Source organism: Colwellia hornerae, from assembly GCF_007954355.1.
Lineage (GTDB): Bacteria > Pseudomonadota > Gammaproteobacteria > Enterobacterales > Alteromonadaceae > Colwellia_A > Colwellia_A hornerae.
Genome location: NZ_VOLR01000003.1, coordinates 87535 through 100846, shown reverse-complemented (window position 1 = coordinate 100846; position 13312 = coordinate 87535). Strand labels below are relative to the sequence as shown.

Below are 13312 nucleotides of genomic sequence, written 5' to 3'. Positions count from 1 at the left end.
TTTTAGCCATAGTTTGATCAACTTCAGTTGCAGTATAAAACGATTTAAAGCGAATGATAAACCGTTATTTCTAATTAATTATTTTTCATCCACGCACAGAGAAAATAAAACTAGAACAACCGCAACTTTTAAGATAAATTAACAATGCTTTTTGCCTTATAATGTCCTTGTAGCTCAGTTGGATAGAGCAAGCGCCTCCTAAGCGCTAGGTCGGACGTTCGAATCGTCTCAGGGACACCAAAATCACTAACACAAGTGGTATGAGCACACAGCCAGCTCGCTTAAAAAGTGATATTTCTTACCGCTAGGTAATCCCTTATAAACGTTCTCAGCTTTATATTTATTATTTTGGTGATAAATACACCATTAATAAAGGTGGTTAGTGGATATTTAAAAACGTTGCCAACAACTAAATAAAATAATGGCTTATTTAGCTGATATTGCTTTAATTCACAAAAGCCATTGATAGGTATTTTAAAAGAGATGAACATTAAAGGTAAAGTTGGCACAAGGGTATATTTAATACTTAGCTAAAGCGCTCAATAAAGGCCATAACCTCAAGAGAATATAAGTCTCTATAGCAGGTAGAGAAAAATATATTTAGGGTATACTTCTATAGTGATCTACCATCACATAATCTACTTTATACATAACATCATAGTATTGGATTCCGTTATGAATAGTCCATGCCACGCATTTAATAGTAGCTACGCATTTATCAATATTCACTTGGTTAATGATTAAGTAATCAATACTTGGTAGGTTAGCTAAATCGTAATAGCTTGATGTTATAAAAGCTAAGCTATAGTCTGATATTGAATTTATATAAACCAAATCACTCACTTTAAATGACGAAAGCACAACATCCACATTATATTGACTAATTATTTGAAGAGATACGTCGATAGCTTCGGACTCTTTAAACTCTAAAAACAAGGTAACATCGTTATTTTGTGCCAGTGCTAACAATTCGGCTAAATGCGTACAATCAGAACACTCAACATCATCATGAAGCAATATAGGCTTCCCTTCTCTTATCCTTATATCTGTTTCAATAAACTTAAAGCCATCATTTATCGCAGCAACAAAACCATCTAACCTGTTTTCGTTATACCCTCTATGTGAAATTTTTTCTGCTTCAGGTGCATTTACATCATCTCCTCCACAAGAAAGAAGTAATAAAGAAAAGAGAGTAACAACAGCGCTTGATTTTAACATCCTGTAATCGCCTAATTAGTTTGAGTTAAAATACAGTGATAAAAATATTTTAATAACCTGAAAAAGTAAAGTAAAACCCTTATCATAATTTTGGGTCTCTCTGAATTTGTTGCGAATGAATGATATTAATACCTGACGTTACATTAAGAAGAGAGCGTAAAGATTAGCGGTGGTTAAAGTGCAAAAAATTTAATCCTCGGTAAATTATAGAAGATGTGGCCCTAAAGACATAAAAAAGACCAGAATAAACTGGCCCTTTATAAAAGCTATTAGCTAGCGAGTTACATACCACTCATCTCTTTGTTAACCTCGATGACCTCTTGCCATTGATTTTTAAAAACTCGGCCATAATTATCGCGAAACGCGGTGTAACTACCTTTACCGTGCAAAGCTTCAAAATGCTTTTCGAACTCCCAGTCATCATCTAACTCCGCCCAATTTTCCATCGATGAAATTGCCATTAAATGACGGCCATTTAAATTACCTTGGATAAATTGATTTCCCATAACTGCCCAATACTTTACTTTACCAATTTTGTTGAGCGTATCTTTGATTTGATTTAATAAGTAGTTGACAACTTTCTCATCTTGGTCTGAATTAACAGTAAGGTATCTAGTGATATACCTCTTTGAATCGCTGGCTTTTTCGTCTATATTATTAATCAATAACCCGTCCATGCTGCGCCAAACCTCACTTTGATTATAAGAGATAATATACGGGTTGATATTATCTGCCCAGTCATCGTCGTGTTTTTTATCATCAGCTCTCGAGTCAAACTCAGCATAACTTACTGGGCCCATGACCCAAATGAATTCATTAGTATTTGCACCATAGGTAATATTATATATTTTGGTTTTAAGCATACCTTGGAGATGGTATTTTTTAATATGATTACGCATATTATCAGTGAGTATCTTGGCGTCTTTATTGTTTATAGTAAATCGAAAGGTGTCGTATTGTGTATAGGCTTTAGTTTCTTCGCCTAGCACAGAAGATGTAAACAAAAGAGCGGCAAATATAGCGAGCATTTTTTTCATAATAGTTCCTTTATATCTCATTATTGAATTATTATTACATCTTTAAATTTTATTATTAAAGATGACATCAATAACAGGTGCTTATTTAAGCAACCAAAGCAGTATAGTAAACGTACGATATATATCCAATCAGTAGCTTTATCGGTAAATATTAGCCATTAACTTAAAAGTGCTATTTTATTATTAGCTACCCCCTCGATAAAATTATTAGTAGATCACCCATCTAGCCTACTAGTAATTAAAAAGACAGACTATAATTATCGGTTCATTAAATATATTTTTAATATGAGTACTAAAAATGGAAAAACATAGATTAAATTTTGCTCAAGTAAATCTTTTAAATGAATCTATTGCCGAAGTAATTTTCGATAAAGGTATTGATATTTCAATTGAGATGATGGAAGAAATAGAAACTATTTTTTGTGCTTTTTTTAAAACTGATTTTGGTGTTATTGTCAATAAAATTTATCCTTACACCTATTCACTAGAGGCTCAATTAAGTATGGGTTCTCTGGTTCATATGAAATCGATAGCCTCAATTAATTATTCCAAAGAAGGTGTTGCTAACACGCAGGATATTATCAACAAGCGTAATAATGATAAGTTAAACGTTAAGCAGTTTAATGGTTTAGAGCTTGGTCGCCAGCAAGCACTTAAATGGCTACAGAAAGAACTAGCTTGATCGCTGGTTCATCCTATATGCCATCCATGGCACCGTGCTATACCGTTCACCCTGAACATATACACTCCTTGCCATCCATGGCACCGTGCTATACCGTTCATCCTGAACATAAAAAAGCCTCGTAAACGAGGCTTTTAAAATATATAAATACGCAACCAGCTATTATTCACTGGTAGCTTTTTCTATTGTAACTTCCTTGTCACCTACCATTGAGATATTACTCAATGCTGCTGAAACAGCTAATACGATTACCGCAAAAATCACTGTTGTCAGCTTAATTCCTCGTGAAGATGACCTGTTCATAAATGTTCCTGTGTCAGGTGTTATTTTTGTTATTTTGACATCTGTACAAAACTCAACCAATCTATACGATTAATATCGGTAATTCAACCATTTAAAAGTAATAAAAACAGATAAAACATCAACCGCCAACTAGTTACATTATATTAACATTAATAGTCTTTTTAGCTATTTGGTCTAACTAATGCCAAAAAAAACACTTATTTGCATAATATCGTTTGCAGTTTAGTGGTGGTCTAGGCGAAAATGGCGTCACTATCACCCTCAAATACTTAGTTCAATTTAAGTATAAATATAATAAAGAATTGGAGTCAATATGCCGTCTCGTCAAGAACTGGCCAATGCAATTAGAGCTTTAAGTATGGATGCCGTGCAAAAAGCGAAATCCGGACACCCTGGAGCCCCAATGGGCATGGCAGATATTGCCGAAGTATTATGGCGCGATTTTCTTAAACATAATCCAACAGACCCAAATTGGACTGACCGCGATCGTTTTGTTTTATCGAACGGTCATGGCTCAATGCTTATATATTCTTTATTACATTTAACCGGTTATGAATTACCGATTGAAGAATTAAAGAACTTCCGTCAATTACATTCTAAAACACCGGGTCACCCAGAATACGGTTACACGCCAGGTGTAGAAACGACGACAGGACCATTAGGTGCCGGTATTTCTAATGCGGTTGGTATGGCAATTGCCGAAAGAACGCTTGCAGCACAATTTAACCGTCCAGGTCACGACATCGTTGATCACTTTACTTATTGTTTCTTAGGTGATGGCTGTTTAATGGAAGGTATTTCGCACGAAGTATGTTCATTAGCCGGCACTTTAGGTTTAGGTAAATTAGTCGCTTTTTGGGATGACAACGGTATTTCAATTGATGGTAAAGTTGAAGGTTGGTTTACAGACGACACACCTGCTCGTTTTGAAGCTTATGGCTGGCACGTAATAAGCGTTGACGGTCACGACTCAGCCGCTATAGCGGCGGCAATTACAGCAGCTAAAGCCGTAACAGATAAACCATCAATGATTTGTTGTAAAACAATTATTGGTTTTGGTTCACCAAATAAAGAAGGCACACATGATTGTCATGGCGCACCATTAGGTGATGATGAGATTGCAGCGACACGTAAAGCGTTAAACTGGCCACATGCTCCTTTTGAAATTCCAAGCGATGTTTACGCGCAATGGGATCAAAAAGAAAAAGGTCAATCAAGTCAAGTTTCTTGGAATGAGCAGTTTTCAGCATATCAACAGGCTCACCCAGCACTCGCAGCAGAATACGAGCGCCGAGTCATTAAAGGTGATTTACCGAGCGACTTTGAAGAAAAAGCCAATGCCTTAGTCCAAGCTTGCCAAGATAAAGGCGAAAATATTGCTTCGCGTAAAGCCTCACAAAATACTATTGAAGCTTTTGGCGCGATCTTACCTGAATTATTAGGTGGCTCTGCCGATTTAGCCGGTTCTAACTTAACATTATGGTCAGGTTCAAAAGGTATTGAAAAAGACGCTGCCGGTAACTACATTTATTACGGCGTACGTGAGTTTGGTATGAGCGGTATTATGAATGGTGTTTCATTGCACGGTGGTTTCATTAACTACGGCGCAACGTTCATGATGTTTATGGAGTATGCGCGTAACGCGGTTCGTATGTCGGCTTTAATGGGTATTCAAAATATTTTTGTCTACACTCACGATTCTATTGGTCAAGGTGAAGATGGTCCAACACATCAGCCGATTGAACAGTTAACGAATTTACGTACGACTCCGAATATGGATACTTGGCGTCCATGTGATGCAACAGAATCTGTTGTTGCTTGGAAATCAGCGATCGAACGTAAAAATGGCCCTACGTCATTAATATTTTCTCGCCAAGGTTTACCCGCAGTAGCGCGTAACAGTGCACAAGTCGCAAACATCGCCAAAGGCGCTTATGTATTGCAAGACTGTGCAGGTGCTGCCGACGTTATATTAATTGCGACTGGTTCTGAAGTTTCGTTAGCACTTGATTCGGCAAAACAATTAACCGCTGAAGGTAAAAAAGTACGCGTAGTTTCTATGCCGTCAACCAATACTTTTGATGTGCAATCAAGCGAGTATAAAGAGTCAGTATTACCTTCATCGGTAATTAAACGTGTTGCTATTGAAGCTGCGCATACTGATTTTTGGTACAAATATGTTGGTTTTTCTGGTGCTGTTGTTGGTATGACAACCTTTGGTGAGTCTGCACCGGGTAACGTGTTACTTGAGCACTTTGGTTTCACCGTGGCAAATGTTGTCAAGACGGTAAACCAGCTTTAGTCATTAACTAAAGTCGATAAGTTAAAGCCCTCAAGTGACATGATGATCATTTGAGGGTATTTTACTTTTATAAATACCGTAAATTAATACCATCAACCTATGCCGATAAACTTATGTCTGTAAACATTGCTATTAATGGCTTTGGCCGAATTGGTCGAAGTGTTGCTCGTGCCCTCTATGAGAATGCTGATAACCAATATTTAAAGCTTGTCGCTATAAATGAACTTGCCGAGCCTAAAGGTATTGCGCATTTATTAAAATATGACACTACCCATGGTCGTTTCCCCTTTTCAGTTGAGTTAGCTGACAATCAGTTAGTTATCGCCGGTGATGTCATACAACTTAGCCATGAAAAGTCCCTCGAAGACATGCCATGGAAAAAACATAACATCGATATCGTTCTTGATTGCACCGGTAAATTTGCGAATCAACGCGATGGAAATATTCACTTGAGCCAAGGTGCCCGTAAAGTACTTTACTCTTATCCTGGTGAACAAGACGTTGATGCCACCATTATTTATGGCATAAATCATCAGCAACTCAGTGAAAAAGATAAAATAGTATCGAATGGTTCATGCACCACAAATTGTATTGTGCCCGTCATAAAAGTGATTGATGAAGCTTTTGGCGTTGAAAGCGGTAGTATTACCACTATTCATTCTTCTATGCATGATCAACAAGTTATCGACGCTTATCATCCAGACTTACGTCTTAGTCGAGCAGCAAGCCAATCGATAATCCCGGTTGACACTAAATTAGCAGCAGGTATCGAAAGAATACTGCCCAAATTTGCTGGACGCTTTGAAGCTATTGCCGTTCGAGTGCCGACCATTAATGTTACCGCAATGGATTTAAGTTTAACCTTGTCGACAGATGTTGACATTAGCGCTATTAACCAAGCGATTATTGGTGCGCAAAACAATGGTTTACAAGGAATTTTAGGCTATACAGAAGAGCCACTGGTTTCTGTAGATTTTAATCATGACCCACATTCTTGCATTGTTGACGGCAATCAAACACGTGTTAGTCACAAGCGTTTAGTGAAAATGCTAGTCTGGTGCGATAACGAATGGGGCTTTGCAAATCGTATGATAGATACAGCAAAAGTCATGGCGAAAGATATTCAGCTTAAAAAACAATAACAGTAAAAAACACCCATAACTTTAAAATTTATCGAATAGGAAACAGTAAATGTCAGTAATTAAAATGACCGACTTGGCACTAGCCAATCAAAGAGTTTTGATCCGTGAAGATCTCAACGTACCTGTTAAAGACGGAAAAATAACCTCTGATGCTCGATTAAGAGCGGCTTTACCTACCCTTAAACTAGCTTTAGAAGCAGGCGCAAAAGTGATGATTATGTCTCACCTTGGCCGTCCAACTGAAGGCGAATACAACGAAGAGTATTCATTAAAACCCGTCGCTGACTACTTAGCAGCAGCATTAAATGTGCCCGTTCGTTTAGCAAAAGATTACTTAGACGGCGTTGATGCAAAAGTAGGTGAATTAGTTGTTTTTGAAAACATTCGCTTTAATGTTGGCGAAAAGAACAATGATGATATTTTATCAAAAAAATTAGCAGCATTGTGTGATGTATTCGTTATGGATGCCTTTGGCACTGCTCACCGCGCGCAAGCTAGTACTCACGGTGTCGCAAAATTTGCACCTATTGCTTGTGCCGGTCCATTATTGTCGGGTGAATTAACAGCGCTTGGTAAAGCACTAGACAACCCTGCCCGTCCATTGGTGGCGATTGTTGGTGGTTCTAAAGTTTCTACAAAATTAACCGTGTTAGAGTCATTAGCGAAAATTGTTGACCAATTAGTGGTTGGCGGTGGCATTGCCAATACTTTTATAGCTGCAAGCGGCCATAATGTTGGTAAATCGTTATACGAAGAAGACTTGCTTGATGAAGCTAACCGCTTAACGCAACAGGCAAGAGCAAATGATGGCGATATTCCTGTACCAACAGATGTAATTACTGGTACAGAGTTTTCAGAAACGGCTGTCGCAACATTAAAGTCGGTTAACGACGTTACCGATGAAGATATGATTTTTGATATCGGACCTGATTCAGCACAAGCACTCGTTGAAATCATTAAAAATGCTGGCACTATAGTTTGGAATGGACCTGTTGGTGTTTTTGAATTTGACCAATTCGGTAGTGGTACAGAAACTATTGCAAAAGCAATTGCCGAAAGCTCAGCCTTTTCAATTGCCGGAGGTGGCGATACCTTAGCTGCTGTTGATAAATATGATATAGCCGATAAAATATCTTATATTTCAACCGGTGGTGGTGCTTTCTTAGAGTTTTTAGAAGGAAAAGTATTACCGGCTGTCGCTATCTTAGAAGAACGCGCTAAAACGTAAAACACTTTAATTAAATCATCAACGTTAAGCCGCTATTTATTTTTTAAATGGCGGTTTTTTTTAGCTTTTTTTATTATTTCTAAAAAACTTCGTAAAAACCATCAACGGCACTTTCATTATATTTCACTGTTTCGTTGTAAACTTACAAAACAAAAGCATGAATATTCGCTATAAACCGAGTTTAACGAGCTTATTGATAGTAATTAAATAACATTATTTAATTACGTTCTGAATAATCAAATAAAAACCTTTGAGGGTGTTATTTTTTCTTTTGCCATGTCAATTTCTTATCTGATATACTTACGATACGAAAGCTTAAATTTCACAATGAAACTTGTTTTTTTGAAATTGGGCAAATAATATATGACATCTTAAACACTTAGGAGTAATTCAATGGCTTTAATTTCTATGCGCCAAATGTTAGATCACGCTGCAGAATACGGATATGGTATTCCCGCTTTTAACGTTAACAACTTAGAGCAAGTTAGAGCAATAATGATCGCTGCAGACAAAACCAATAGCCCGGTTATTTTACAAGGCTCTGCAGGTGCTCGTAAGTATGCTGGCGCTCCTTTTCTGCGTCATTTAATTCTTGCCGCCATTGAAGAGTTTCCTCATATCCCCGTTGTAATGCATCAAGATCACGGTACTTCACCGAGTGTTTGTCAGCGTTCAATTCAAATGGGTTTTTCATCAGTTATGATGGATGGTTCTTTAATGTCTGACGGCAAAACGCCCTCTAGCTATGAATACAATGTTGATGTAACGCGCAGAACAGTTGAAATGGCACATGCTTGTGGTGTTTCTGTTGAAGGTGAATTAGGTTGCCTTGGTTCATTAGAAACGGGTGAAGCCGGTGAAGAAGACGGTATTGGCGCTGTAGGTATATTAACAAAAGAACAAATGTTAACTGACCCAGAAGAAGCGGCTGACTTTGTAAAGAAAACTCAAGTTGATGCTTTAGCGATTGCTTGTGGTACTTCTCATGGTGCTTATAAATTTACCCGTCCACCAACAGGTGATATTTTAGCGATTGACCGTATTAAAGCGATTCATAACCGTATCCCCAATACGCACTTAGTTATGCATGGTTCATCATCAGTACCACAAGAGTGGCTTGCTATTATCAATGAATATGGTGGAAATATTCCTGAAACTTATGGTGTACCGGTAGAGCAAATTCAAGAAGGCATTAAAAATGGTGTTCGTAAAATTAATATCGATACTGATTTACGTTTAGCATCAACGGGGGCAACTCGTCGCTTCTTAGCACACAACCCAAGCGAATTTGACCCACGTAAATTTTTAGCTGAAACCACAAAAGCCATGACTGAAATTTGTATAGCTCGCTATGACTCATTTGGCGCTTCAGGTAATGCAGATAAAATTAAACCTATTTCATTAGATACTATGTTTGATTTATATGATGCGGGCAAACTGAACGCTATTATAAAATAACATCAGCTAGTCATGAGTATTAAGTGGCGCTTCGGGTAATGCAGATAAAATTAAACCTATTTCATTAGATACTATGTTTGATTTATATGATGCGGGCAAACTGAATGCTATTATAAAATAATATCGACTAGTCATGAGTATTAAGTGGCGCTTCGGGTAATGCAGATAAAATTAAACCTATTTCATTAGATACTATGTTTGATTTATATGATGCGGGCAAACTGAACGCTATTATAAAATAACATCGACTAGTCATGAACATTAAGGAGCTTCGGCTCCTTTTTTATCTTGGCAAGATAATAACCGACTATTGGCCAAATAATTGCTTTATCAGCCGATCATCCCCTTCTCCTTTTGATCATTACCCATCGTCTTTTTTTATAAAACATTATTGATAACTCAGCTATTTTGTTGCGGAGGGTTTTTCAATAAAAAAAATTACTGTATAATGGGTCGCATTTTAAAATTAATAACATTAAAAGGAACACTAATATTATGGATATGATCCTTGATTGGTTCGCACAAAACGAAGCTAAATTACTGCAGTATCTGATAGATTTTGGCATTGCAATTGCTATTATTATTGTCGGTAAGTGGGTGGCAAAACTCGTTCGTAAAGGCATAGATAAAATGCTTTCACTTAAAAACATAGATAAAGCAGTGATTAGTTTTGTCGGTAGTATTGCTTATGGCGTAGTGTTCTTTGTTGCTATTATTGCCGCGATATCCCACTTAGGGTTCAACACCTCTTCTTTAGTAGCGATTGTTGGTGCTGCGGGTTTAGCGGTTGGTTTAGCCTTACAAGGTTCTTTATCTAACTTTGCTTCCGGTGTACTACTCATCGTCTTAAAACCCTTTAAAAGTGGTGATTTTATTGATGTAGCCGGTATTGCTGGTATCGTTGAAGAAATTAATATTTTTTCATCGAAGTTAAGAACTGGCGACAATAAAACAGTGATCATTCCAAACGGAAAAATTACTTCTAGCACCATTACCAATTTTTCAACCAAGCCTGAGCGCCGATTAGATTTGGTTATCGGGGTAAGTTACAGCGCTGATCTTGCAAAAACTAAAGCATTACTCACTAAACTGACCACCGAGCACGAATTAGTATTAAAAGAAAAAGAAACTGTTATCGGTGTACAAGAATTAGCCGAAAGCTCAGTAAACTTTGTTGTTCGTCCTTGGGTAAAATCAGACGACTACTGGATACTTCATCGTGACTTGCTTGAAAAAATTAAAATTGCCTTAGACGATGCTGGCATCGAAATACCCTTTCCACAACTTTCTGTACATGTTAATCAAGAGACCAAAAATGAACAATAAATTAGCAATCGTTGCCTTATGTGGCAGCTTATCACTTAATGCTTTTGCCGAAGAAGTAGTCGCTCCAAAAGATCCATTAAGCATGTCAGCTGAATTAGGCGCACTATTTAAAACGGGCGATAATGAAAGCACTGATTTAAAAGCTGGCTTCGATTTAGATCATGAATTAGGTCTATGGCGCAGTACTGTTCGCTTCGACTTACTGGCAAGTAAAGCCGAAATTGAAGATGAGGAGGGTGTTCAACGCTCTCAAACAACAAACCAACAATGGAAAATAGTTGGTCAAACTAACTATACCATTGGCGCTAAAAAAACTAACTACGTCTACGGTAATGTATCTCACGACGATAATCGTTTTGGCGGATTTGAGACTCAAAGCTCTATCTCTGCTGGTTGGGGTCGTCGTTGGTTTGAAAGTAAGACAGGCACATTTGATGCTGATATTGGACCAGGTTATAAAAAAGACGTAGTACGTTTAGCAGATGAAAATGGTAATGAGTATACTGAAAATAAATCTGCTTTTATTATTCAGGCACAAGCCTTGTATACCCGTAATTTAAACGAACATGTTAAATTTAAACAGCGTTTTGTTGCTAAGTATGCGACTAAAAGTGGTGAAAACAGTAATTATCAAGCAGAAAGCTCGATAACGACTAAGCTTATTTCAACGTTACAATTAAAAGTTAGTTTTAAGGTTGATCATAATACTGATGTTGAAGAAGGCAAAGAAAACACCAACACTCAAACGGCGTTAACGCTCGTTTATAGCTTCTAGTTGACCTAAACTAAGCTGCTTGATTTAGCCTTCAACCCTTTTGAAGGCTAAATATATTTCCTTTTCATTGCTAGTGTCTCTCGCTACAGATTGCATTACCTATTACTTCATTACTTCATTACTTCATTACTTCATTACAACAATAATAAGTTAAACAAAACAATAAAAAAAAGCCCTAACATTTAAATGTTAAGGCCATCATTATTTATAAGCGATAAAAGTGGTATTTATTCCCACTCAATCGTTGCGGGTGGCTTACCTGAAATATCATAAACAACACGTGAAATACCATCAATTTCGTTAATGATACGATTAGAGACTAACCCTAAGAAATCATAAGGGAGATGTGACCAACGTGCGGTCATAAAGTCGATAGTTTCGACACAACGTAATGATACAACCCAGTCATATTTACGTGCGTCGCCCATAACCCCTACTGACTTCACCGGTAAGAATACGGTAAAGGCTTGGCTTACTTTGGTATATAAATCATGCTTGTGTAATTCTTCAATGAAAATAGCATCGGCACGACGTAATAGGTCAGCATATTCTTTTTTCACTTCACCTAAAATACGTACACCTAACCCAGGGCCAGGAAACGGATGACGGTAAAGCATGTCATACGGTAAACCAAGCTCTAAGCCAATTTTACGTACTTCATCTTTAAACAATTCACGTAAGGGCTCTACTAAGCCTAATTTCATGTAATCAGGTAAGCCGCCAACATTATGATGCGATTTAATAACATGTGCTTTGCCCGTTGCTGAGGCCGCTGATTCAATGACGTCAGGGTAAATGGTGCCCTGTGCTAACCATTTTGCATTATCTAGCTTATTCGACTCTTCTTCAAAGACATCAATAAAAACATTACCAATAATTTTACGTTTTGCTTCTGGCTCACTTTCACCCGCTAAACGATTTAAAAATCTATCTTCTGCTTCAATTTTAATGATGTTTAAGCCAAAGTGATCACCAAACATATCCATAACTTGCTGGCCTTCGTCTAAACGAAGTAAACCATTGTCAACAAATACACAGGTCAATTTATCGCCGATCGCTCGATGTAATAACATAGCAACCACTGATGAATCGACGCCGCCTGAAAGACCTAAGATAACTTCATCGTCACCAACTTGGGCTTTCATTTTTGCGATAGCATCATCAATGATTGATGATGAAGTCCATAATTTCTCACACTGACAAATTTCAACAACAAAGTTTTCTAAAATACGTAAACCTTGTTTAGTGTGCGTCACTTCAGGATGAAACTGTACCCCGTAGAATTGCTTTTCTTCATTCGCCATTGCGCCATAGGCACAACTTGCTGTTTGTGCAACCGTAACAAAACCTGCTGGAATAGCAGACACTTTATCACCGTGACTCATCCAAACATCAAGTAAAGCATTACCGTTAGCGCCAATACTGTCTTCAACATTGTTGAATAACGCAGATTTAGCAATAAGTTCAACCGCTGCATAACCAAACTCTTTATGCGTTGAGCTTTCAACGCCACCGCCAAGTTGTTCAGCCATTGTTTGCATGCCGTAACAAATACCTAAAACCGGAACTCCGGCGTTATAAACATATTCAGGTGCACGAGGTGAATTTTCAGCAGTGACTGACTCAGGGCCGCCAGCTAAGATAATACCTGTTGGGTTAAAACCTTTAATTTGCTCTTCGGTTACATCCCAAGACCAAAGCTCACAATAAACACCTATTTCACGTACACGACGAGCAATTAACTGAGTGTATTGTGAACCAAAATCTAAAATTAGTATTCGGTGATCATGAATGTCTTTACTCATGTTGTTTTCCTACTTTATTTATTTATAAAATGAACA

Annotated in this window: 11 protein-coding genes and 1 tRNA gene; 8 read left to right on the top strand and 4 right to left on the bottom strand. The window is 37.6% G+C overall.

Annotation, left to right across the window (positions count from 1 at the left end):
- Positions 1-163 precede the first annotated feature (163 nt).
- A tRNA-Arg gene (locus tag ESZ26_RS02730) sits at positions 164-240 on the top strand.
- Positions 241-600: 360 nt separating this feature from the next.
- On the opposite strand, the gene ESZ26_RS02725 is transcribed toward ESZ26_RS02730, so the two are convergent.
- Both ESZ26_RS02725 and ESZ26_RS02720 read right to left on the bottom strand, forming a co-directional pair.
- Positions 601-1218, bottom strand: a complete 618-nt coding sequence (locus ESZ26_RS02725) for a glycerophosphodiester phosphodiesterase (RefSeq protein WP_146797896.1) — start codon at positions 1216-1218, stop codon at positions 601-603.
- 281 nt (positions 1219-1499) lie between these two features.
- On the bottom strand, positions 1500-2255 hold the full coding sequence (locus ESZ26_RS02720; protein WP_146797898.1) for a hypothetical protein: 756 nt from the start codon (positions 2253-2255) through the stop codon (positions 1500-1502).
- Positions 2256-2553: 298 nt separating this feature from the next.
- Between ESZ26_RS02720 and ESZ26_RS02715 the strand changes: the two genes are divergently transcribed.
- Positions 2554-2937 carry a hypothetical protein gene (locus ESZ26_RS02715; RefSeq protein ID WP_146797900.1) on the top strand — a complete coding sequence of 128 codons (384 nt, stop codon included), beginning with the start codon at positions 2554-2556 and terminating at the stop codon, positions 2935-2937.
- A gap of 162 nt (positions 2938-3099) precedes the next feature.
- Here ESZ26_RS02715 and ESZ26_RS19150 read toward each other — a convergent pair whose 3' ends face one another.
- Positions 3100-3240 (bottom strand): hypothetical protein, encoded by a 141-nt coding sequence (locus tag ESZ26_RS19150; protein ID WP_170246290.1) that lies wholly within the window; start codon positions 3238-3240, stop codon positions 3100-3102.
- Between the two features lie 313 nt (positions 3241-3553).
- Here ESZ26_RS19150 and tkt point away from each other — a divergent pair, with 313 nt between their 5' ends.
- The 6 genes from tkt to ESZ26_RS02685 all read left to right on the top strand — a co-directional run bounded on the left by tkt (position 3554) and on the right by ESZ26_RS02685 (position 11471).
- Positions 3554-5542: a transketolase gene (tkt, locus tag ESZ26_RS02710; protein ID WP_146797902.1), complete on the top strand. Its 1989-nt coding sequence runs from the start codon at positions 3554-3556 to the stop codon at positions 5540-5542.
- Positions 5543-5655: 113 nt separating this feature from the next.
- Entirely contained in the window at positions 5656-6684 is a 1029-nt protein-coding gene (gene epd / locus ESZ26_RS02705; RefSeq protein ID WP_146797904.1) for an erythrose-4-phosphate dehydrogenase, read from the top strand.
- Positions 6685-6733: 49 nt separating this feature from the next.
- A complete protein-coding gene (locus ESZ26_RS02700) occupies positions 6734-7912 on the top strand; it encodes a phosphoglycerate kinase (protein WP_146797906.1) in 1179 nt (392 codons plus the stop codon).
- 393 nt (positions 7913-8305) lie between these two features.
- A complete protein-coding gene (gene fba, locus ESZ26_RS02695) occupies positions 8306-9370 on the top strand; it encodes a class II fructose-bisphosphate aldolase (protein ID WP_070374794.1) in 1065 nt (354 codons plus the stop codon).
- Positions 9371-9865: 495 nt separating this feature from the next.
- Positions 9866-10696: a mechanosensitive ion channel family protein gene (locus ESZ26_RS02690; protein ID WP_146797908.1), complete on the top strand. Its 831-nt coding sequence runs from the start codon at positions 9866-9868 to the stop codon at positions 10694-10696.
- Entirely contained in the window at positions 10686-11471 is a 786-nt protein-coding gene (locus ESZ26_RS02685; protein ID WP_170246289.1) for a DUF481 domain-containing protein, read from the top strand. Before ESZ26_RS02690 ends, ESZ26_RS02685 begins: the two co-directional genes overlap by 11 nt.
- A 227-nt stretch (positions 11472-11698) precedes the next feature.
- On the opposite strand, the gene guaA is transcribed toward ESZ26_RS02685, so the two are convergent.
- On the bottom strand, positions 11699-13276 hold the full coding sequence (gene guaA, locus ESZ26_RS02680; RefSeq protein ID WP_146797912.1) for a glutamine-hydrolyzing GMP synthase: 1578 nt from the start codon (positions 13274-13276) through the stop codon (positions 11699-11701).
- Positions 13277-13312: the final 36 nt, after the last annotated feature.